Source organism: Streptomyces tubercidicus (genome assembly GCF_027497495.1).
GTDB classification, from domain to species: domain Bacteria; phylum Actinomycetota; class Actinomycetes; order Streptomycetales; family Streptomycetaceae; genus Streptomyces; species Streptomyces tubercidicus.
The window spans coordinates 7,871,360-7,892,924 of the sequence record NZ_CP114205.1 but is presented as its reverse complement, the minus strand read 5'-3'; the positions used below and the strand labels follow the sequence as shown (position 1 = coordinate 7,892,924).

Below are 21,565 nucleotides of genomic sequence, written 5' to 3'. Positions count from 1 at the left end.
GCACCCAGGCAAAGCAGGATAAATGTGAATCATGAGCGGACAATCGGGTCGTTTCCGGCGTTGGCTGAGACGCGCGCCCGGCCGTTCCGCATTTCCGGGCGCACCCCCTGCCGGGAACGGCACCGGCGACCACCAGGGCGAGCGCCCCGCGGGGACCGGAGACCCGCAGCACATACGGCCCTCGCTGACCACACGCAGCGTCGCCCGGGAAGTCTTCCTCCTCCAGCTGGTGCTGGTGGTGCTGCTGGTCGCGGCGGCCGTGGTGGCCTTCGTCGTGCAGGCCCGGCGGGACACCATGCTCGACGCGCGGCACCGCACGTTCGCCGCCGCTGAGTCCTTCGCGCACTCCTACGGGCTCCAGGAGGCCCTGAACAGCGCCGACCCGACCGCGAAGCTCCAGCCGCTGGCCGAGGAGGCCCGGAAGGCCTCCGGCGTCGATGCCCTCATCGTGTACAAGCTCGACGGGATCGCCCTCACTCACAGCGACCCCCGGCAGATCGGCAAGCACGTCATCGGTCCGTATGCCGAAGCCGCCCGGGGCAAACCCTTCACCAGGACCTTCGAAGGAGCCCTGGGCCTCTCCGTGATCTCCGCGACTCCCGTCAAGGACGGTTCGGGCAAGGTCGTCGCCATCGTCGCCGCACCGGTCACGGTGGAGAAGGTGCAGAAGTCGGTCAACCGGCAGCTGCCCATGTTCCTGGGCATCGCCGTCGGAGCGCTGGCGCTCGCCGCGGGCGGCGCGGGCCTGGTGAGCCGTCGGCTGCGTCGGCAGACCCATGGTCTGGGACCGGCGGAGATGACCCGGATGTACGAGCATCACGATGCGGTTCTGCACGCGGTGCGGGAGGGCGTCCTCATCGTCGGCCGCGACGGACGACTGCTGCTGGCCAACGACGAGGCACGGCGACTGCTGGACCTCCCGGCGGACGCGGAGGGACGCCACGTCGGCGACCTGGGGCTGGACCACCGCACCGCCGAACTCCTGGCGTCGGACCGGCTCGCCACCGATGAGGTGCACCTGGCCCAGGACAAACTGCTGGCCGTCAACAAGCGGTCCACCTCCCCGTATGGAGCCCACCAGGGAAGTGTGGTGACCCTGCGCGACACCACCGAACTGCGCTGGCTGTCGGGGCGCGCCGAGGTGGCGCGGGAGCGGTTGCGGCTGCTCTACGACGCCGGGCTACGGATCGGCTCCACGCTGAATGTCGAGCGCACCGCCGAGGAGCTGGCGCAGGTGGCGGTCCCCCGGTTCGCCGATATCGCCACCGTCGAACTGGAGGACTCGGTCCTGAAGGGCGAGGAGCCTGCCGTCACGGGGAGCGAGCCGCACCGGACGGCCATCGCCGGGCTGCCGCCGGACCATCCGCTCCACCCCGTCGGCGAGCTGATCCGGTTCGACCCCGGCACCCCGGTGGCGGGGAGTGCGGACCAGGCCCGCTCCTTGGTGGAGCCGGACCTGGCGGGCAATTCCGCCTGGCGGTCCCAGGACCCGGAACGCACCCGGCGCATCCTGGACCAGGGGGTCCATTCCTTGGCGGTCGTACCGCTGCGCGCCCGGGGAGTGGTGCTGGGGCGGGTGGACTTCTGGCGGTCGGGGAGCTCGCCGCCGTTCGACGACGAGGATCTCTCCTTCGCCGAGGAGCTGGCCGGGCGGGCCGCGGTGGGGGTCGACAACGCCCGGCGCTACACCCGCGAGCGCACGATGGCGATGACGCTCCAGCGCAGCCTGATGCCCCGTGACCTGCCCGAGCAGGACGCTCTGGAGGTGGCGCACCGTTATCTCCCCGCCCAGGCGGGGGTGGGCGGGGACTGGTTCGATGTCATCCCGCTGCCCGGGGCCCGGGTGGCGCTGGTCGTCGGCGACGTGGTGGGACACGGCGTGCACGCGGCGGCCACCATGGGCCGGCTGCGCATCGCCGTGCACAACTTCTCGGCGCTGGACCTCTCCCCCGACGAGCTGCTGGGTCACCTGGACGAGCTGGTGACCGACGTCGACGTCCAGGACGAGGACTCCGAGGAGACACCGGCGATCACCGGCGCCACCTGTCTTTACGTCATTTATGACGCCGCCTCCGGTCGGGTCACCTCGGCCACGGCCGGCCATCTGCCGCCCGCCGTGGCCTACCCCGACGGGAGGGTGGAGTTCCTGCAGGCTCCTGTCTCCCCGCCGCTGGGTCTGGGCTCCAGCCTGCCCTTCGAGACCGCGGAGCTGTCACTGCCGGAGGGTTCCCGGCTGGTGCTGTACACGGACGGGCTGGTCGAGAACCGCAGCCGCGACCTGGACGAGGGGCTGGAGGCACTGGCTACGGCCCTCGCCGGACCGGACCGTACGCCGGATGACACCTGTGCCACCGTCCTGCAATCCCTGCTGCCCGCCCGGTCCACCGACGATGTCGCGCTGCTGGTGGCCCGGACCCGGCGGCTGGACCCGGCGGACGTCGCCGAGTGGGACGTGGCCCGCGACCCGGCGGCGGTGGGCCCGGTCCGGAACGCCTGTGTCCGCCAGTTGGAGCAGTGGGGTCTGCACCACCTCGTCCACGGCGCCGAGCTCATCCTCAGCGAACTGATCACCAACGCCGTTCGGCACGGTGCCGAGCCCATCCATGTGCGTCTTCTGCACACCCGCACCCTGATCTGCGAGGTCTCCGACGGCAGCAGCACCTCCCCGCACATCCGCCAGGCGAAGGACACCGACGAAGCAGGCCGTGGCCTCTTCCTGGTGGCGCAGTTCGCCGAACACTGGGGTACCCGCTACTCCCCCAGGGGCAAGACGATCTGGGCCACTCAGGCGATCGGCTCCGACGCCCTGCCCTCGGTTGAGGAGCCGTCGGAGCACCTTCTCAGCCATTGGGAGGAGCGCGGGGGGTGGTGAGGCCGGGCCGCTATGACCCGAGCCGAGCGGCGTCCTGACGGAGGCCCACCAACCCGCGGAGTACGCTGGTCCGGACCTTTGACACGCCCCGGTCCCCGTCCACCGCCCGCTCGTCGGGCCGCTCCTCACTTGCCCCTGCTGGAGGCGTCGTGGCTACACATCACCGGGTCCGCGCAGGCGCTGCCCTTGGCTGTCTCGGCCTTGCGGCGCTCGGGCTCGGTGCCTGCCAGGAGGAGGGACCCTCGCGGCCGGTCGCACCCTCCCGGGCCGAGTCCGCTGCGGAGGCGGGCGGGACAGCGGCACTGATCAAGGCAGCCAAACGGGAGGGCAGGCTCAATACGATCGCGCTGCCGCGCCGGTGGGCCGGTTACGGCGCGCTGATCGACGGCTTCGAGAAGAAGTACGGCATCAAGGTCGTCATCGACAATCCGAGCGGTCACAGCCAGCAGGAGATCCAGGCCATCAAGCGCTACCGCGGGCAGAAGCGCGCCCCCGACGTGCTCGACCTCGGGGATTCGTTCGCCCAGTCCGCGGCGCGGCAGAACCTGCTGGCCCCCTACCGGGTCGCCCCCTTCGACCAGATCCCACCGGAGCAGAAGGACGCCAACGCCCGCTGGTACAACAACTACGGCGGCTATGTCTCCATCGGCTGCGACGCCTCCCGCGTCAAGACCTGCCCCAATTCCTTCGCCAATCTGCTCCAGCCGGAGTACAAGGGCCTGGTCGCGATGTACGGCGATCCCACGGTCGCGGGATCGGCCTTCGCTGCCGTGTACGCGGCGGCGCTCGCCAACGGGGGATCGTTCGGCAACATCGAGCCAGGCATCGACTTCTTCGCCCGGCTCGACAAGGTCGGCAACTACAACCGGGCCGAGCCCACCCCGGCCGCGATCGCCAAGGGCAGGACACCGATCAGCATCGAATGGGACTACCTCAACCTGGAGCACCTCAACCAACTCCGCGGGACGAAGGTGAACTGGAAGGTCTCCATCCCCTTCGACGGCAGCTTCTCGCAGTACTACGCGCAGGCGATCAACAAGGACGCACCCCACCCGGCCGCGGCACGGCTGTGGGAGGAGTACCTCTTCAGTCCGCAAGGCCAGAATCTCCGTCTCGTGGACTACGCCCGCCCGGTACTGATGGCCGCCATGGCGAAGAACGGCACCCTCGACAAGGCCCTGGCCGCACGGCTGCCGACGGTCGAGGGCACACCGCAGTTCCCGACCGAGGTCCAGTTGAACAAGGCTGTACGCACCGTCCGTAAGAACTGGCCCGAGGCCGTCGGCGACTGATCCGGCGTCACGGGCGCGACCCAAGGGGCACCTGTGACGGGCGCGGCTGAAAGGACACCGGGAACCGGGGCACGGAAACCCCGGCTCGGTACGATCTGGCCATGGCGAAACACCTGTTATTCGTGGCCCTCTTCGGGCACGGACACGTCAACCCCACACTGCCGCTGGTCGAGGAACTCGTCCGCCGGGGACACCGAGTGGACTACGCCACCACGGCGGAGCACTCCGAAGCCGTCATCAAAGCCGGCGCGCACTGGGTCGAGCTGAAGCTGCAGTCACCCGCGCTTCTCACGCCACCCCACAATTTCGGTCTCGACAAGATCCCCGGCTGGATGCGCGGCATGTTCGCGGAGATGCGCACGCTGCACCCGGTGCTGCGGGACTACTGTGCCGCGGAGTCACCGGACGCGATCTGCTACGACTCCATGAACTGGCCCGCCCGGGTCGCCGCTGAACAACTGGGCCTGCCCGCCGTGCGGTTCGTGCCCAACTTGGCCTCGAATGAGGCGTTCTCACTGTTCGACAATCTCATGAATGAAGTCGGCGACGAAGATCCCATGCTGGCCGCGCTCGCCGCCGACTGTGCGGAATTCTCCGCCGAGAACGGTGTCACGCTCGCCCCGGAGCTGGTCCTGAACTTCACCGAGAAGCTGAACCTCGTGTTCATTCCGAGGGAATTCCAGCCCGCCGGTGACACCTTCGACGACCGATTCCACTTCATCGGCCCCTCCTTGGGTGAGCGGGAGCACGCCGAACCGTGGTCCCCGGCCGATCCCGACGCTCCCGTGCTGTTCATCTCGCTCGGCACGGTCTTCAACGACCGCCCCGAGTTCTTCCGCACCTGCATCGAAGCCTTCGGCGACGGTCCCTACCAAGTAGCCATGGCCATCGGCGATCTGGACCGCGCCGATCTCGGAGAGATACCGCCCACCTTCGACGTCCGGCCGTATTTCCCCCAGCCGGCCGTCCTCCGGCATGCAGACGCTTTCGTCTCGCACGCCGGAATGAACTCCACCATGGAGGCCCTGTATTACGGGGTGGGCTTGATCACCGTCCCACAGATGCCCGAACAGGCCGCCAACGCGGGGCGCGCACAGGAACTGGGGCTCGGAGTACAGCTGGACACCGCCACGGTCACCGCCGAGTCATTGCGTGCCGCGGTCGCCCGAGTCACCTCCGACGCCACCATGCGCACCCACCTTGACCGGATGTGCAAGGTGACCAGGGACAGCGGCGGAGCCGTCCGAGGCGCGGATGTGATCGAGGAATACATTCGCTGAGATCCGCTCTTTGGCGCCGGGGTACGAGAGCCGCGCTGCGCTCCGCACCCCGGCGCCGTCCGCGGTCGCGGAGTGCCGCAAAGTCCCCCCGGCCTCCCCCACACCGGCAGACGCCGCCCGACACCGATACCCCACGGGCACCCGCAGTCAGACCACGGTGAGGCCGCAGCCAGGCCACCGTCAGGCCGAGCCAGGACATCGGCGTTTCGGCCAACCAGCGCTCACCGGGGAGCACTTGCGGGACAAGGGTCCATGTATCCCACACCCGCCATGAACCGCTCAGTGCCGGGGTTCTCAGTCCGACCGAAAGACATGTGTTCGAAATCCGGGCCGCATCGTTGAGCCTGACAACACCGTCACGACCGTCAGGGGGAACGACGTTGACATCGGCCGGACCACGCCGCGAGGCGAAGCAAGGCACACACAGCACGGCACAGCCGGAAGACACCTCGGAAAAGACCGACGGCATCTCGAACGCGGAGCGCGAGCTCTACGGGGGCCGGCTCCGCTGGGATCAGACCTACGTCCAGTACGAGGGCGCATTGACCCGGATGCGATTCGGGCAGATGGCGGCGGCGCTGCCGCGCATGGTGGGGATGGTGCTGCGCACCGGATGGGAGGCGGACCGGCGGGCGCTGGCCGGCGTCGTGGCCGCCCAGATCGGGCAAGGCGTGACGGCCGCGTGGGGGCTGGTCGCGGTCAACCGTGTCCTGACCCAGCTGTTCGCGGACGGCCCGACCGCGGACAAGCTGCGTGACGCCCTGCCGTCGCTGGTGGTGCTGGCGGTGGTGTCGGTGGGGGCGGCGCTGCTGGCGGCGTGGTCGACGGCGATGTCCGGCCGACTGGAGCCCCAGGTGGAGCGCGCCGTCTCCGCCCGGTACTACGCGGCCGTCACCCGGGTCGAGGTGGAGGCGACCGAGCGGCCCGAGGTCCAACGCGTCCTGGAGGCCGGGAAGTTCGGTACGGACTCGGCGCGCAGCATGCTCCGACTGTCGGTGGGGGTGGGCAATGTACTGATCGGCATGGTGGCGGCCGCCGTCGTCCTGGTCTCGCTGCACTGGATTCTGCTGCCGATGCTGCTGGCGATCGCCTTTCCCAAGGGGTGGGGCGCGGTGCGCTCCGCGCGCCGTGATTACCTCTCCCGGCTGAATTGGGTCGATCACCGTCGGGCGATCTCGTCCCTGCTGGCGTATCTGACACGGCCGCACGCCGCCGGCGAGATCCGTGTGCACGCGGCCGGGGAGACGCTGCTGAACGGGTACGAGGAGATGTCCCGGCAGACGGAGGCGGAGCAGCGGCGGCTGGCGCGGGCGCAGGCGCAGACGGACCTGGTCGCCGGAGGCTTGGCCGGTCTGGCGTCGCTGGCCTGCTACGGGCTGCTGTGGTGGCTGCTGGCCGCCGGCGGGCTGCCCCTGGCTGTCGGGGGCACCGCGGTCATTGCGATCCGTACCTCCACCGAGCGCCTCACGTCTCTCGTGCAGCAGGTCAACCGGCTCTACGAAGAGCTGCTGTTCCTCACCGACACCAAACACGCCACCGAACTGGCCACCGAACACGCCATCCCCCACACGGGCGCGCCCCTGCCCGCTCCCGCCCGCGCGGTGCACGTGGAGAACGTCTCGTACACCTACCCCGGGGCCGAGACCCCCGCGCTGAAAGGGGTGAGCTTGTCGGTCCACAGGGGCAAGGTGACGGCCCTGGTCGGGGCGAACGGCTCGGGTAAGACCACGCTGACCAAGATCCTCGCCGGGCTGCTGCTGCCCGCCGAAGGCAGCGTGTGGTGGGAAGGTGAGCCCGGCGAGCGGGTCGAGCTACGCGACGCCGACCGCACACAGGTCTTCGCCGCGGTCGGACTGCTCGCACAGGACTTCCCGCACTGGGAGATGACCGCCGCCACGAACATCGCCATCGGCGTCGGCGACCGCCCCCGGGACATGGACCGGGTCAAGGAGGCCGCGCAGGCCGCCGACGTGCACGCGCTGATCGAAGCCCTGCCCCATGGATACGGCTCGATCGTCTTCAAGGGGTACGAGCGCGGCGTCCAGCTCTCGGGCGGTCAGTGGCAGAAACTGGGCACCGCTCGCAGCCGGTACCGGAACGCACCGTTCTTCCTGGTCGATGAACCCACCTCGGCGCTCGATCCGCACGCGGAGATCGCCGCGTTCGAGGGCCTGTGGTCCCTGGCCGGGCAGGGCCACGCGGTGGTGCTGGTCACGCACCGGCTGGCCGCGACCGCGAAGGCCGACCACATCTACGTCCTCGACCGCGGACAGGTCGTCGAAGAGGGCACCCACGACCAGCTCATGGGCGTCAACGACGGCCTCTACCGCGGCATGTTCGCCGCCCAGGCCGCCCAGTACGGGCTCCCGCTGACGCCCGGAACCACACTGCCCGCCCCTCGGAACGGTTCCACTCCTCGGCACGAGGAGGCCAGGTGACCGACCGCAGGGGCGCGTCCGTGACCCGCTACGGCATCCACGCGAACCGTGGGCGAACCGATCGCCGGGCCGATTCGTCCGGCCTGTTGACCGAACCGGCTGCCCGACTACCTGGACGGGATACTCGCATCATGAGCACGATCTACAAGTCCGATGCCGGCGCGAACGAGATACAGCGGCGATACCGGGAGGCGCTGGACGCCTGGCCCGTCCCGGCCGAACATCTGCGGGTGCCGACCCGCGAGGGCGAGACCTTCGTCGTCGCCTCCGGCCCCGAGGACGCGCCGCCCTTGTTGCTGCTGCACGGCTCGGGGGCGAACACGACGATGTGGCGTGACGATGTTGGCTCCTGGTCACGCCAGTTTCGCACCTACGCCGTCGACCTCCTCGGCGAACCGGGTTTGAGCGCGCCGTCGCGGCCACCCTTGGACTCCGACTCCCATGCCCGGTGGCTGGACGAGGTGTTGGAGGCGCTGGGAATCACGAGTGCACCGATCGTCGGGGCGTCACTCGGCGGCTGGGTGGCGCTGGACTATGCCATCCGCCGGCCGGAGCGGGTGACGCGGCTGGCCTTGTTGTGCCCGGGTGGCCTGGGCAGACAGAAATCAGGCTGGCTGGCCAAAGCCCTCTTCCTGCGCCTGTTCGGACCCAGCGGGATACGTCGCTCGGCAGGCGTCGTCGCCGGACTGAACACGCCGCAGGCCCGGCCCGTCCTCGACAACATCGTGCTGACCTTCACACACTTCAAGCCGCGGATGGAGCGGCTGCCGGTCTTCTCCGACGACGCATTGCGCCGTCTGACGATTCCGGTGCTGGCGATCGTCGGTGACCGCGATGTCCTCTTCGACTCCGAGGGCACGGCCCACCGCGTGCACCAGCACGTTCCGCGCGCGACGGTGAACGTCCTGCCCGGCGTCGGGCACGCGATCTTCGGCCAGACCGATCCCCTCCTGGCGTTCCTCCGCGGCTGAAGCTCGGAGGGGTACGCGCAGGCCCCACCGCGCACCACCATCAGGGTCGTGACGGACCACGGCATCACCGTCGAGCAGTGTCGGCTCGCTGGGGGCCCTATCCGCCGACCCTGACCGCGATCCCATCGAGCACACAGTCCAGCCCCGTCTCGAACTGCCAGGCCGCGTCGTCCTTCCGGGCGGCCCCGAGGGCGTAGCGCCGGTAGGTCGGGTAGCGGCCGGTTTCCATCAGGTAGGTCATCTGGGGCGCGAGCGCGCGGCGCGTCTCGTCACCGTCGGCCCAGCCGTTGTCCTCCATGTACTGGCGCAGCGCCATCTCGGACTGCGTCGCGCCGTGCACATAGCTGTTGACCGCGCGGAAGGCGGCCATCATGGTGTCGGTGTCCATGCCGTGGCCGTCGAGCGCGGCCAGTTGGCGTTCCGCGGCCGCCATCCGGTTCGGCGTCAGCACGAAGTGCAGTGTGGGCAGCTGGGCGAGCCAGGGGTGCCGCAGCACCATGTCGCGGCTGGCCATCGCATAGCCGCGCAGGACGTCGCGCCAGCCGGTCGCCTCCTCCGGGACCGCGAGTTCGGCCATGACCTGGTCGACCATCAGCGCCCACAGGTCGTCCTTGCCCGCGACATGCCGGTACGCGGCCATGGGCGCGACGTCCAGTTCGGTGGCGAGGCGGCGCATGGTGACAGCGGCAAAGCCCTCGGCGTCGGCGACCCGCACCGCCACGGCGGCGATCTTCTGCGGCGTCAGCGAGGCGCGGGGCGCGGCGGCGGGGCGCTCCAGGCGCTCCCACAGCACGGGCGTATCCGCACTGCTGCTCTTCTTCTGGGCTGCCACCTGAGGGCTCCTCTCCGACCGAACCATTCGTGTACAGCGTATCGCCAGTATACGACGTACACATCAGTAGACGCCGTACACATCGACGTGTACGTTGTACGCATCCTGATAGGACGTACACAGCAGGGGATTTCCATGAGCCGGCAGCCGCAGCAGCTCCGCGTCGCGATCGTCGTCGGCAGCACCCGGGAGGGCCGCTTCGCACCCGTCGTCACCCGGTGGATCAAGGGCCACCTCGATCAGCGCGATGACATGAGCACCGACGTCATCGACCTGGCCGAGACTCCGCTGCCCACCGTTCTGCCGGCCTTCGGGCAGCCGCCGGCGCCCGGTACCGGGGAGGTCCTCGCGCTGGTCTCGCCGCGCCTGGCCGCGGCCGACGCGTTCGTCTTCGTCACGCCGGAGTACAACCACAGCTTCCCGGCGTCCCTGAAGAACGCCATCGACTGGCACAACGAGCAGTGGCACGCCAAGCCGATCGGCTTCGTCTCCTACGGCGGGATCTCGGGCGGCCTGCGCGCGGTCGAGCAACTCCGCCTCGTCATGGCGGAGTTGCATGCGACCACCATCCGCAACACGGTAAGCCTCCACAACGCCTGGGGCCTGTTCGACGAGGAGTACGCGATGAAGGACGCGCAGAGCGATGCCGCGGCCAAGGTGATGCTGGACCAGCTCGCCTGGTGGGGCGACGCGCTGCGGGCTGCCAGGAATGCCCGTCCGTATGCCGTCTGATGCCTTGTCAACACACTGGGGGATAAAATGAATCAGCGTACGGAAGGAGCCGCGCCCGAGGCCGCGGACTCCCGCACCGTCCAGCTGCCGAACCCGGCGCCGCCCTCGCGTCTCGCCGTCCTCGGACTGCTGCTCGGCATCATTCTGGCGACACTCGACAGCACGATCGTCGGCACCGCCCTGCCGACCATCGTCGGCGACCTGGGCGGCCTCGACCACTTCTCCTGGGTGGTCACGGCCTATCTGCTCACCACCGCCGTCTCCACCCCGATCTGGGGCAAGCTCGGTGACCTCTACGGCCGCAAGGGCAGCTACCAGGCGTCGATCACGGTCTTCCTCGTCGGCTCCGTGCTCTGCGGACTCGCCCAGGACATGGGGCAGTTGATCGCATTCCGCGCACTCCAGGGACTCGGCGCGGGCGGCCTCTTCGTAGGCGCGCTCTCGCTCATCGGGACGCTCCTCCCGCCCGCGCAGGCGGGGCGCTCCCAGTCGATGATCGGCGTACTGCTGCCGTTCGCGATGATCGGCGGCCCTCTGCTCGGCGGCTTCCTCACCGACCAGCTGAACTGGCGCTGGGTCTTCTATGTCAATGTGCCCGTCGGTGCCGTCGCGCTCCTGATTGTCGGGCTCTGCATCCGGCTGCGCGGCGCGCGCAGCACGGCTCGTATCGACTACGCCGGCGCCGCGCTTCTCACGGCGGGCATTCTGGCACTCACCCTGATCGGGTCCTGGGGCGGCGCGGCGTACGACTGGATCTCACCGCAGATCGCCGGCCTGACCGCACTGTCGGTGGCCGCCCTCGGCTGGTTCGTCCGTGTGGAGCGGCGGGCGCACGAACCCATCATCCCGCCGCGTCTGTTCCGCGACCGGAACTTCACGCTCGCTCAGGTGCTGAGCTTCCTGGTGGGTGCGGCGATGCTGGCCGCGGCGAGCTATCTGCCGCAGTACATGCAGTTCGTAGGGGGCGCGTCGTCGACGGAGAGCGGACTGCTGCTGCTCCCGCTGATGCTCGGCATGATGGGTGCGCAGCTGGTCATCGGGCGGGCGGTCGGCAACGGCGGAGGTTACCGCGCGTACCCCATCGCGGGCGGCGCGGTCGCCACGGCAGGCGCGCTGGCCCTGCTCGGGGCAGGCGCGGACACTCCCACGGCCGTGGCCTCCGCACTGACGCTGATCCTCGGTGTGGGCCTTGGCTGTCTGATGCAGTCCTCGATGCTCATCACCCTGAACAGCGCGGCTCTCCGCGACATGGGCGCGGCCAGCGGCACGACCACGCTTCTGCGCACCATTGGCGGCTCGCTCGGCGTCGCCGTACTCGGCTCCGTCTACACCAGCCGCATGACCGCCACCCTCACGGACCGGCTCGGCGGGGATGGGGAGCGCCTCGCCGGCGGCCACGAGGTGACCCCCTCGGTGCTGCGCGGGCTCTCCGAGCCGGTCCGGGAGGCCCTCCGTGCCGGGGTCACCGGCGGACTCCACGGCGTCATGATCGGCACGGCCGCACTGTGCGTCATCGCCTTCGCGGCTGCCTGGCTGATTCGCGAGGTGCCGCTGCGGACGGCACCGGGGGCGGCGGACTGAGGCCGGACTGTCCGGGGGGCGCGGGGCCGGGCGGGTCCGCGATCCCGGGCGGATCGGCCCGGCCCCGGCCGGACTCGCTGGACCCGCCGGACCCGCCGTTGCAGTCGGCCAGCGCACCGCCCGGAGCGCCGAAGACCACTTCGCGCCAGTTCTGCGATAGTCGAGAGATGGTGTGGTTTCCAGACCCTGACTCATTGCGCGGGAAGGTCGCGGTCGTGGCGGGGGCGACACGGGGCGCAGGACGGGGCTTCGCCGCCGCGCTGGGCGAAGCGGGTGCGACCGTGATCTGCACAGGACGCAGCAGCGCGAGGGGCCCCGGAGGATCCGACTACGACCGGCCGGAGACGATCGAGGAGACGGCGGAGCTGGTCACCCGGCTCGGCGGCATCGGGATCGCCTATCGGGTCGATCATCTCGATTCCGAGCAGGTGCAGGGCCTGGCCGACCGCCTCCGCGCCGAGCACGGCCGTATCGACATCCTGATCAACGACATCTGGGGCGCGGAACGCCTCAAAGGCGGCCCGGCGGACTGGAACACCCCGATCTGGCAGCACCGCCTCGACGACGGCCTGCGCATTCTGCGCCTGGGTCTCGACACCCACCTGATCACCTCCCATCACCTCCTCCCCCTGCTGATCGAGGAGCCGGGTGGCTTGCTCATCGAAGTCACCGACGGCACAAGGGAGTTCAATGAGTCCTCCTACCGGATCTCGGTGTTCTACGACCTGGTGAAGACCGCGGTGAACCGGCTGGCGTTTTCGCAAGGCCATGAACTACAGCCGTTCGGAGCCACCGCGGTCGCCCTCACCCCCGGTTGGCTTCGTTCGGAGATGATGCTGGACAACTTCGGTGTCCACGAGGAGAACTGGCGCGAGGCACTGAATCCCCACCGGGACAACGGTCTGCCCACCGCACCGCCGGGCTTCGCCCAGTCGGAGTCCCCACGCTATGTCGGCCGGGCGGCAGCCGCCTTGGCCGCGGACCCTGAACGCCACCGCTGGAACCAGCGCTCCGTCAGCTCCGCCCAGTTGGCGAGGGAGTACGGATTCACCGACATCGACGGCAGCCGGCCAGATTGCTGGCAGGGCCGGTGAGGCCACGCTACGCTCTCTGAACTCGCTGGCTGCCATGCCCTGGCTGGCTGCTACGCCCCGGTGGTCCACGTCAACACACCGCGCGAGGAATTCATCCGGCGACTCCCAGCAGCTCAAGCATCGCCCTGGACACGAGCGTGGAGGTGCATGTCGTGCCAGCCATCCAGTTGCAGATGCGCGCCGCGCCGAGTGCCCTCCAAAGCGAAGCCGGACTTGGTGGCCACCCGGCAAGAGACTTCGTTGTCGACCGCGTGCGCAAGTTCAAGGCGGTGAAAGCCGGCCTCGTCAAGCGCCCAGGACGTCAACGTGGCGAGGGCTCGGGACGCAACACCGGCGCCGCGGGCATGTGGCAGCACCCAGTACGCGCACTCAGCGAGTCCGTGGAGAAGGTCCATCCAGCGCAGAGCCATCCGGCCGAGGGGCTCGCCATCGGCCCAGGCAATAACCCACTGGACAGCCTGTTCGCGCTGCCAGGACCGGTGGGAGGACGCGATCCAGTCCCGGGCTTCCTCCGGCGCATTCACATGGTGTGTGTGCCAGCGCCGGATTGCAGGGTCCTGGAAGGCGCGTTGCAGTACGGGAGCATCTTCCGCCTCCCAGGGCCGCAGCAGCAACGCACCGTCATGCGACGGAATCGAGGGCTGAGCGGAAGCTGAGAGGGTCCCAGCCGGGATGGCTGGGGTAATGGCATAGGTCATGAGCGGCATATTTCCTCACGCCCGTACTTGAAGGCCGGGAGAGCCACCGACCTGACGCAAAAGGAGTCCTCATGAACGAGCTCGAACGCCTCCAGCACCAGCCCCAGCACGAACGGCAGCAGGCGAACGCATCGGCGCTGATCCACAACGGATCCGGCGAGTACTTGCTGCACCTGCGGGACGAGATTCCCGGTATCTGGGAGCCGGGATCGTGGTCCCTGCTCGGCGGCGGGTGTGAACCGGGCGACCGGTCTCTGGAGGAGACGATCAGACGGGAACTGTGGGAAGAGGCCGGCCTCGATATCCCGGAGCTGGTCCCGTTCGCCGTGGAGCAGGCCCGGGGCAGCGACGGGACAACCGTCCCCATCCAGATCTTCGCCGGTCAGTGGGCCGGTGACCCCGCGGCCTTGAACCTGACCGAAGGCGTCATGCTGCATTGGTTCCGGCCGGAGGTCATGCCACGTCTGAGGATGGCCCCTTCGACCCGCGAGCTGGTCCACCGCCACGCCGAGCTGCTCCGCACCGGCCATGACGGATCCACTCGGTCGGCGACGGACACCGACGCTGACACCGCGGCCAGCCGGCCTCCGCACCCGCACACCCCGTCAGCACCGGCCACAAGCGGAAAGACCGTCCTCAATGGCATCGGCGTCCATCTCTACCTGGAGAACGCCCGCGGCGAGATCCTGCTCGGGCTGCGCCACCCCAACTCCCTTTACGCAGGCGGGAGATGGCATTTCCTTGCCGGCCACTGCGAACAGGAGTCCGCCGTCGCCTGTCTCGTCCGCGAAGCCCACGAGGAAGCCGGGCTGCTGATCGATCCCGGCGCCGTCGAGTACGTACACGCCGTCCATATGCTCGATGCGCCCGGCACACAGCCGCTCATGCAGATGGTCTTCCGCGCCCGGCGCTGGACGGGTACGCCGGAGATTCTCGAACCCGACAAGTGCGTCAGCTGGAGCTGGTGGCGACCGGAAGCACTCCCGGAGCCGCTCGTGCCCTACGCCCGTGCGGCGATCGACGGAGTCCGGGCGGGGCACCTCTACACCGAGATGGGCTGGACATGACCGGGACCGCCCTCACCGCCAGCGACTCCCCCTCAGCACCATCCACACCGCAGCCAGAACCGTATCGATTGATTTTCGATCGAAATCAATCGATAATCGATGCATGCATCGCTTCTACATCGCCGCACTACGGGTCGGCATCGCCGCAGTGATCTTGTTCGGGCTCTTCGGCCAGATCGTGGTCATCCCGACGACCGCAGCCGATGAGGTCGACCGCTTTCCTCCCTACGCCCCGTTCGCCGCGCCGTACGTAACCGTGGCGATCATCGGCATCGCCTGCGTCCAAGTCGCCCTCGCCGCCGTGTGGATGCTGCTCACCATGGTCGAACGCGATGCGATCTTCACGTCGCGGGCCTTCCGATGGGTCGACATCATCATCGGGTGCTCGCTCGTGGCGACGCTGCTGGCGATCGGGGTCACCGGGCACCTGGCCCTCACCGACATCCCCTCCCCCGGCGACGGCATGGAGCTCATCGGCGCGCTGGCCGCTGCGATCGCCAGCGTCGGGGTGGGGGCGGCTTTCGCGATGCTCATCGTCATCATGCGAAGCCTCCTGCACAAAGCGACGGATCTGCAGACCGAGATCGCCGAGGTGGTCTGATGGCGATCATCGTCGACCTCGACCTCCTGCTCGCCCAACGCGGGCTGTCGGTGGGCGAGTTCGCCGATGCCGTCGGTATCACGCCCGCCAACATCGCCGTACTGAAGAACGGTCGCGCAAAGGCGGTGCGGTTCACGACACTTGACGCGATCTGCCGCACACTCGGCTGCCAGCCCGGTGATGTGCTGCGCTGGGTGCCGGATGATGAGGCGGATGACAGCTAGCGGGTGCAGCCGGCTCCGTCTGACGCGGGCAATCGCCGCCGTGGCCGATCGCCGCCGTGGCCGAGCCTCCGCGGCGACGATCGCGAGGCGCACCCCTCATACTTACGCGTGCATCGCCACGATCAGCTTGCCGCGGGTGTGTTCCTGCACGAATTCGAGGTAGGCGCGTGGGCCGTCGGCCAAGCGATAGCGTCGGCCGATGGCTGCGGGCAGCGATCCGTCGTTCGCCCGTGCCGCCAGTTCGTCCAGGTCACCGGGGCGGGCCGCGCTGTAGATGGCGCCCATGGCGAGATCGTCGCGTGCGTAGGTGCCGGGTTCGGGGGCGGGGTAGGTGGCATTCATCAGTCGGCCACCGCGTCGTACCACCCGGCTGACTTCGATCAGGCGGTCGGCCGACAGGGCGAGGTTCACCACGCCGCCGCTGCCGCCACTCGCAGCTGGATCTGGCCGGGGTCCGGCCGGGGAATCTGGAGGTCCTCGACGGTCAGCACCGCCGGGGAGCCGTAGTTCGGGGCGACAACTGCCCTCATCATTCCGTTCATCAACGGATTGAGGCCCGAAGCGGCACGCCCGCTCCCCCATCCGGCCCCGACCAGCGCTCAGTTCGCCGCCGTGATGGACGAGCGCGACGAGCGGCGAGGCGTCGGCACTGCGCAGCGAGCACAACTCCGCTGGGCGCAGGGACGCGTCGTAGGCCAAGGCCGACATCAGCCGAGGGCGTAGCGGGTCGGCGGCGACGGCCTGTCCGCGCGCTCAACTCCCCTACGTGCACGGCGAAATGGGCTCACCTCGCCTGCACCGGAGCGGCCCAGCAGGAAAAGCGCAGCGTTACCGGCCGACTGTCACCCGGTAGTGACGGGATAACGACCCTCCGTTGCCTCTTGGTCCATCTTTTGATTTTCGCCGCCGTAACGGAACCCCTCCATCGATCAGCCCCTCTCTCTGGGCGTCCAGTGGGGCACTCCAGGGCGAAGAAATGCGATGAGGACCGTAATGCGTGAGATCAGTCGGCGGGGAATACTTGGACTCGGGGTGGGTGCGGCGGCGGCGCTGTCCGTCGCAGGCTGCTCCTCCTCCGGTTCGTCGGACTCCGGCAAGGTGGCGGAGAAGTCCGGACAGAAAGACCGGTCGAAACCGATCGGCGACGGCTCGACCGCGTACACCGGCAAGCAGCCGCATCAGCCGCCCAAGCCCGAGCGGCTGGAGCCCGGCCAGAAGCCGCCGCAATTTGTGGTCTTCTCCTGGGACGGGGCGGGCGAGGTGGGCAATGGCCTCTTTCCGCGGTTCCGCAAACTCGCCCGCGACCACAACGCCTCGATGACGTTCTTCCTCTCGGGACTGTACCTGCTGCCGGAGTCGAAGCGGCGGATGTACCGGCCGCCGAATAACCCCGTCGGCGCCTCCGACATACCGTTCCTCACCGATGACCACATCAGGCTGACGCTGCAGAATCTGCGTGCGGCGTGGCTGGAGGGCCACGAGATAGGCACGCACTTCAACGGTCATTTCTGCGGCACCGCCAGTGGCTCGGTCGCCCATTGGACCCCCGCCCAGTGGGACTCCGAGATAGAGCAGGCCATGGACTTCGTCACCAAGTGGCGGACGAACACCGGCTTTACCGACATCGAACCGCTGCCGTTCGACTACAGCAAGGAACTTGTCGGCGCCCGCACGCCGTGCCTGCTGGGCCAGCAGAATCTGCTGCCGACGGCGAAGAGGCGCGGCTGGCGTTATGACGCCAGCTCCCCCGGCGGTTTGCAGGTCTGGCCCGACAAAATGCAGGGCGTGTGGAACCTCCCCCTTCAGGGCATGCCGTTCGCCGGGCTCCGCAGTGATGTCCTTTCGATGGACTACAACATCATGGCCAATCAGTCGAATGCCTCCACCAAGGGCCCGCCGGCCAACTACCCGCGCTGGCGCAAGCAGGCCGCCGACGCCTATATCGCGGGATTCCAGCGGGCGTACGAAACGAACCGGGCCCCGTTCTTCGTCGGTAACCACTTCGAGCAGTGGAACGGCGGCATCTACATGGACGCCGTCGAGGACGCGATCAAGCACATCGCCGACGAGAAGCGCAAGGACGTCCGGATGGTCTCCTTCCGGCAGCTGTGCGACTGGCTCGACGCCCAGGACCCGAAGGTCCTCGCCGACCTGCGCCGACTCGGCGTCGGGCAGAAGTTCACCGGCCGCGGCTGACGGGCGGCGGGGGGCCGGACGATCGCCTCTCCTCCCGGCTCCCGCGCGCCCCACCCGGCGCCAGGAGCAGTAGTGAATCCCGCATTCCACACGCCGATTGTTCGGCCACCCAGAAAGGACAGTGAGCAGTTTTGAGGTGGGCTTCTACCCTCACCGCAGCCGCTATAGGAGCAGGCGCTGTTGCCGGACCCATCGCAGCGGCGACGCCCTCCGCCGCCGCACCGCAGCAGGCCAAGGCAGCTACCTCGACGGTGCAATGCACATCCCATGACGAAAAGCTGGCCAGGAAACTGGAGAACGATATAGCCAACGCGCTGGCGAGCCGGGAAAGCATGGCGTCGCTGTCCTTCTATGACCGGCCCACCAGCACCAGTTGCACCTCCGGCGCCGCCAAGCAGTACGACTCGGCCAGCGTGACGAAGACGATAATTCTCGGGGCCTTGCTGTACCAGACGGGCGGAACCCTCACCGATGAGGAAAGCGCGCTCGCACGCAAGATGATCACCGAGTCGGACAACGCTTCCGCGACCACGCTGTGGAAGCAACTGTCCGATCTGACGAACCCCAAGAAGCCGAACCCTGTCAAGGTCCAGGAATTCCTTGACAAGGCCGGGATGGATAACACCGTCCTCGACAAGGAGGGGGTCTGGGGCCTCACCCAGGTGACAGCGGAAGACCAGGCCAAGCTTCTGCGCATCTTCACGGGTGACGATGGTTCGGTCCTCGGGAGCAAGAGTCGCTCTATTGCACTTGAGCTCATGAATCACGTGCAGAGCACCCAGCGATGGGGCGCCACAGCCGGTGCCCCGCTGGACTCCGTCATGCATGTGAAGAACGGCTGGCTGCAGCGTAGCCAGGATCCTGACGTCGATACCTTCGACAAGGGTGACTGGAAGGTGAACAGCATGGCTGCTCTCACGGAGAAGGGATACGACTCCGGCCTGGTCGTACTCACCGAGAACAACAGAGTTCCCGAGGGGCACCCCGCGAAGGAGGGGTGGGATTACGGGATCGACACGATAGAGACCATTTCTCGCAGCATCTATCGGGACGTTTACCCGGACGCTGGGGGCTACCACCCCAGCAGGGCCGCCACTGCGGCTGCCGAACCCCCCAAGCCAGAGTAAGCGAACGCGCTTCGCGGGGAATTCCTTCGAGCCCGGGGGTGCAGCGATCGGCTCTCCCCCGGGCTCGGTCAGGACAATCAGGCCGGCTTGTGTTCATGCACCGGGGTGGAATTGATGTCCAGAATCTCACGGAAAGCGGTCATGCACGGCGAGCAGTAGCGTGCGGTGGGGTCATCTTCCTGATCCGACGGCCTGGGGCCATGGGTGGCCAGCTTGCGGCCGCACAGGGTGGAACGGGCGTCGTGCTTGGCCATGACGTGCCACACCTGTCCTGAGCTGCCGGTCGTTGAGGGGCCGGCGCGCATCTCGTACATGGGCCTCTCCCTGATACTGGTGGGGGGCTGGACGGCAGGGAACTAGCCGCCGCCAGCGCCGTGGGTCCGTTTCCATCCGTTGCTCATGGAACACCGGGGCACTCAGCTGGGCCATCGCGGGAGGGCCGGACGGGTGAACCGGTACCGAGCCGAGTTCGATCGTCGGCGGCCGGGGGAAAAGATGCCCGCTGCTGCTAGAGCAGGCCGCCGTGGAGTGATTGGTCCGAGGCCGCTGAGGAATCCCCACGTCGATGGCGGTCCAGGGCCGTGTTGAGGGCGGTCACCGTCTGTGAGGCGTGTGGGCAGGTCACGGCGATCCGCGCGTACGGGGCCGCGGTGCGGAGGTCATGGAGGTCCACGACGACCGTCGGGGCCCGGCGCGGGCGGCGCAAGGCGAGGAAGTCCTGGTCGCCACCGTGCCGCCACACTCCCAGGCACAGCATGCCCGGAACCACCAGCGCATGGGTGCGGACGCGGATGCCACGCAGCGCTCGCCACCAGTCCGGTTCGATGCCTGTCCGCTCCACGGCTGCGAGCGGTATCCGGACGTTTCCGCGCCTGGCGATGGCCTTCTCCCACCACGCCAGCCGCAACACCAGGTCGTCGCCGTCCACCATCAGCCGTGCCACGGCCACGCTCCCACTCGTGTCGCTGGTCAGCTCTGTCACTGTCTTGGGACTGACCATCTGCCCTGTGCCGGGGGCCAGCTATCGCGACGCCCGGCAATTGGGTGACACGGTGCCGTAGCCGTCCGGCCCCGCTCCCCGCGGCGCGAGTCAGGAGCCGATGTGGATGACTCTGCGGGCGGCCTTGAGCCAGCTGGATTTCTGGGCGGCGAGCTGTCGGAATTCCGCGGCGTGGCCGCGCACCACACCGTGCTGGAGTCGCGTTTCCGCGTTGGCCCAGACGGACACGAGACGAGTCTCTCGCTTGCACCGGACGTCCGCCTGTGCTACCGCGAGCTCATCACGCGAGGGCCAGGGGGATTTCGCCCAGCGTTCGTCTCCGGCGGCGGCGAGCGGGTCCGTAGAGCGATATCCGTTCCGCTTCATGCAGGCGCCCCAGGAACGGACGACGGACCGCACCGTACGCTGCTGCTGGGAGGCCGTGAACTCATCGCGGGTACGCCGGTTGAGCAGCGCTGTGCTGCCCTTCGGGACGCCTCGGAGCAGGTGGGTATGGGCCTTCTTCCAGCACCCGCCGACGCCGTCCTTTCCATATGCGGCGAGCTGCGCGGCGCGTGGCATTTTCTCCCGGGCGCGCCAGATGGCGTCCCGTCGAGCGGTTTCCGGCGGGGCCGGCGGCAGGTGGTACCCGAACCGGCGGGCGACATCGGGTTCGATGACGCCGTAACGGCGTCGTTGCGGCGGGTCCGGGTCGACGGCGCCGGGTTGGGGAAGCGCGGTCCAACTCATCCCCTGGGCACGCATACAGTCGCGGATCAGGATGTCTTCGGCCGCTTCGATGGTGTGGACATCGGGGGCGGAGAGCGCGTAGGCGTCGAACGGCAGGGCCAGGCGGCGTACTTCCTCGGAAGCGGGCGGCGCGGCGGAGGGCCGCAGGCTGTGGCGCGGCGGGGAGGGCTCTACCCCGGAAGAACACCCGGTGACCAGGGCCAGCAGAGCCAGGACGGCGGCGATATGACGGCGTTGCATGGTGACCTCACTACGCACGCGGCACGGTGGGGCGGCCTCTGCGGGACGCCCCACCGTACTGCTCTGCTACCGGAAGCTCACGCAGCTGGCCTTGTTGTCGAAGCCGTTGTTCGACAGGGCGTTGTCGGAGCTGTGCGCGTTGGAGTAGTAGTGCGGTCCGACGCAGCTGCCGGGGTGGTCGCTCAGCACCACGAAGTGGGACGTGGTGTTGTTGACCGAGCTGGTGCCGCCGTCGATCGTGCGGCCCTTGTGTGGTCCGCTCAGCCAGCGGTTGTTCCTCAGGTCGCGGTCGGAGCCCGTCACATAGGCGTAACCGCCGTGCCGGTTGTCGTCCTTGAAGAAATAGAACTTGGCGGCGTTGAGGCCCACTTCGGCCGGGGACACGGAGTCAGCTGCCGCTGCGTGCGGCGCGGCCGGAGTGGCGGGGGTGGCGCCCGCGGTGGCCGTGCCGATCCCGATCAGCCCCGTAGTGCTCAACGCTGCCGCGGACACCGTCCGCATGAAGTTGCGCTTCATGTTCTCTTCTCCCCCTTGAATCAACGGTGTTGCGTGTTGCCGACGTGGGCGGGGGACGCTCCCGGTCATGGAACG

General features: G+C 68.6%; 21 protein-coding genes. 13 read left to right on the top strand and 8 right to left on the bottom strand.

Features of this window, described 5'->3' with window-relative positions:
• Positions 1–31 precede the first annotated feature (31 nt).
• The 5 genes from STRTU_RS34085 (at position 32) to STRTU_RS34065 (ending at position 8,853) form a co-directional block, all read left to right on the top strand.
• Positions 32–2,872 (top strand): SpoIIE family protein phosphatase, encoded by a 2,841-nt coding sequence (locus tag STRTU_RS34085; RefSeq protein ID WP_159749061.1) that lies wholly within the window; start codon positions 32–34, stop codon positions 2,870–2,872.
• Between the two features lie 149 nt (positions 2,873–3,021).
• A complete protein-coding gene (locus STRTU_RS34080) occupies positions 3,022–4,164 on the top strand; it encodes an ABC transporter substrate-binding protein (protein ID WP_159749059.1) in 1,143 nt (380 codons plus the stop codon).
• 101 nt (positions 4,165–4,265) lie between these two features.
• Positions 4,266–5,444 carry a macrolide family glycosyltransferase gene (locus STRTU_RS34075; protein WP_159749057.1) on the top strand — a complete coding sequence of 393 codons (1,179 nt, stop codon included), beginning with the start codon at positions 4,266–4,268 and terminating at the stop codon, positions 5,442–5,444.
• Between the two features lie 380 nt (positions 5,445–5,824).
• Positions 5,825–7,882 carry an ABC transporter ATP-binding protein gene (locus STRTU_RS34070; protein WP_159749055.1) on the top strand — a complete coding sequence of 686 codons (2,058 nt, stop codon included), beginning with the start codon at positions 5,825–5,827 and terminating at the stop codon, positions 7,880–7,882.
• A complete protein-coding gene (locus STRTU_RS34065) occupies positions 7,879–8,853 on the top strand; it encodes an alpha/beta fold hydrolase (protein WP_269777423.1) in 975 nt (324 codons plus the stop codon). The genes STRTU_RS34070 and STRTU_RS34065 overlap by 4 nt, the downstream gene beginning before the upstream one ends.
• Before the next feature lie 97 nt (positions 8,854–8,950).
• On the opposite strand, the gene STRTU_RS34060 is transcribed toward STRTU_RS34065, so the two are convergent.
• The gene (locus STRTU_RS34060) at positions 8,951–9,685 is read right to left on the bottom strand and encodes a TetR/AcrR family transcriptional regulator (RefSeq protein ID WP_246241604.1); all 735 of its coding nucleotides are present in this window, start codon (positions 9,683–9,685) and stop codon (positions 8,951–8,953) included.
• Between the two features lie 135 nt (positions 9,686–9,820).
• On the opposite strand from STRTU_RS34060, the gene STRTU_RS34055 reads away from it, so the two are divergent.
• From STRTU_RS34055 to STRTU_RS34045, 3 genes are all read left to right on the top strand, one after another.
• Entirely contained in the window at positions 9,821–10,417 is a 597-nt protein-coding gene (locus tag STRTU_RS34055; RefSeq protein WP_159749049.1) for an NADPH-dependent FMN reductase, read from the top strand.
• 27 nt (positions 10,418–10,444) lie between these two features.
• On the top strand, positions 10,445–11,998 hold the full coding sequence (locus STRTU_RS34050) for an MDR family MFS transporter (RefSeq protein ID WP_159749047.1): 1,554 nt from the start codon (positions 10,445–10,447) through the stop codon (positions 11,996–11,998).
• A gap of 167 nt (positions 11,999–12,165) precedes the next feature.
• On the top strand, positions 12,166–13,092 hold the full coding sequence (locus STRTU_RS34045; RefSeq protein ID WP_159749045.1) for an SDR family oxidoreductase: 927 nt from the start codon (positions 12,166–12,168) through the stop codon (positions 13,090–13,092).
• A 113-nt stretch (positions 13,093–13,205) separates the two neighbouring features.
• Here STRTU_RS34045 and STRTU_RS34040 read toward each other — a convergent pair whose 3' ends face one another.
• Entirely contained in the window at positions 13,206–13,790 is a 585-nt protein-coding gene (locus tag STRTU_RS34040; protein ID WP_159749043.1) for a GNAT family N-acetyltransferase, read from the bottom strand.
• A 71-nt stretch (positions 13,791–13,861) separates the two neighbouring features.
• Here STRTU_RS34040 and STRTU_RS34035 point away from each other — a divergent pair, with 71 nt between their 5' ends.
• From STRTU_RS34035 to STRTU_RS34025, 3 genes are all read left to right on the top strand, one after another.
• Positions 13,862–14,857 (top strand): NUDIX hydrolase, encoded by a 996-nt coding sequence (locus STRTU_RS34035; protein ID WP_159749041.1) that lies wholly within the window; start codon positions 13,862–13,864, stop codon positions 14,855–14,857.
• A gap of 103 nt (positions 14,858–14,960) precedes the next feature.
• Positions 14,961–15,458, top strand: a complete 498-nt coding sequence (locus STRTU_RS34030; RefSeq protein ID WP_159749039.1) for a DUF2975 domain-containing protein — start codon at positions 14,961–14,963, stop codon at positions 15,456–15,458.
• The gene (locus STRTU_RS34025) at positions 15,458–15,682 is read left to right on the top strand and encodes a helix-turn-helix domain-containing protein (protein ID WP_159749037.1); all 225 of its coding nucleotides are present in this window, start codon (positions 15,458–15,460) and stop codon (positions 15,680–15,682) included. Before STRTU_RS34030 ends, STRTU_RS34025 begins: the two co-directional genes overlap by 1 nt.
• Before the next feature lie 102 nt (positions 15,683–15,784).
• Here STRTU_RS34025 and STRTU_RS34020 read toward each other — a convergent pair whose 3' ends face one another.
• Together STRTU_RS34020 and STRTU_RS34015 are read right to left on the bottom strand one after the other, a co-directional pair.
• On the bottom strand, positions 15,785–16,096 hold the full coding sequence (locus tag STRTU_RS34020) for an MDR/zinc-dependent alcohol dehydrogenase-like family protein (protein WP_159749035.1): 312 nt from the start codon (positions 16,094–16,096) through the stop codon (positions 15,785–15,787).
• Positions 16,090–16,224: a hypothetical protein gene (locus STRTU_RS34015; protein WP_269777422.1), complete on the bottom strand. Its 135-nt coding sequence runs from the start codon at positions 16,222–16,224 to the stop codon at positions 16,090–16,092. Before STRTU_RS34015 ends, STRTU_RS34020 begins: the two co-directional genes overlap by 7 nt.
• Positions 16,225–16,675: 451 nt before the next feature.
• Between STRTU_RS34015 and STRTU_RS34010 the strand changes: the two genes are divergently transcribed.
• Together STRTU_RS34010 and STRTU_RS34005 are read left to right on the top strand one after the other, a co-directional pair.
• A complete protein-coding gene (locus tag STRTU_RS34010) occupies positions 16,676–17,878 on the top strand; it encodes a polysaccharide deacetylase family protein (RefSeq protein WP_159749033.1) in 1,203 nt (400 codons plus the stop codon).
• Positions 17,879–18,129: 251 nt separating this feature from the next.
• Positions 18,130–19,005 carry a serine hydrolase gene (locus STRTU_RS34005; RefSeq protein WP_246241603.1) on the top strand — a complete coding sequence of 292 codons (876 nt, stop codon included), beginning with the start codon at positions 18,130–18,132 and terminating at the stop codon, positions 19,003–19,005.
• A 77-nt stretch (positions 19,006–19,082) separates the two neighbouring features.
• Here the strand turns inward: STRTU_RS34005 and STRTU_RS34000 are convergent, their stop codons facing one another.
• The 4 genes from STRTU_RS34000 to STRTU_RS33985 all read right to left on the bottom strand — a co-directional run bounded on the left by STRTU_RS34000 (position 19,083) and on the right by STRTU_RS33985 (position 21,490).
• On the bottom strand, positions 19,083–19,319 hold the full coding sequence (locus STRTU_RS34000; protein ID WP_159749031.1) for a hypothetical protein: 237 nt from the start codon (positions 19,317–19,319) through the stop codon (positions 19,083–19,085).
• Positions 19,320–19,513: 194 nt separating this feature from the next.
• Complete coding sequence (locus tag STRTU_RS33995; RefSeq protein WP_159749029.1) at positions 19,514–19,948, bottom strand: hypothetical protein; 435 nt, start codon at positions 19,946–19,948, stop codon at positions 19,514–19,516.
• Between the two features lie 147 nt (positions 19,949–20,095).
• Positions 20,096–20,974, bottom strand: a complete 879-nt coding sequence (locus tag STRTU_RS33990) for a hypothetical protein (RefSeq protein WP_159749027.1) — start codon at positions 20,972–20,974, stop codon at positions 20,096–20,098.
• A gap of 66 nt (positions 20,975–21,040) precedes the next feature.
• Positions 21,041–21,490: a hypothetical protein gene (locus STRTU_RS33985; protein WP_159749025.1), complete on the bottom strand. Its 450-nt coding sequence runs from the start codon at positions 21,488–21,490 to the stop codon at positions 21,041–21,043.
• Positions 21,491–21,565: the final 75 nt, after the last annotated feature.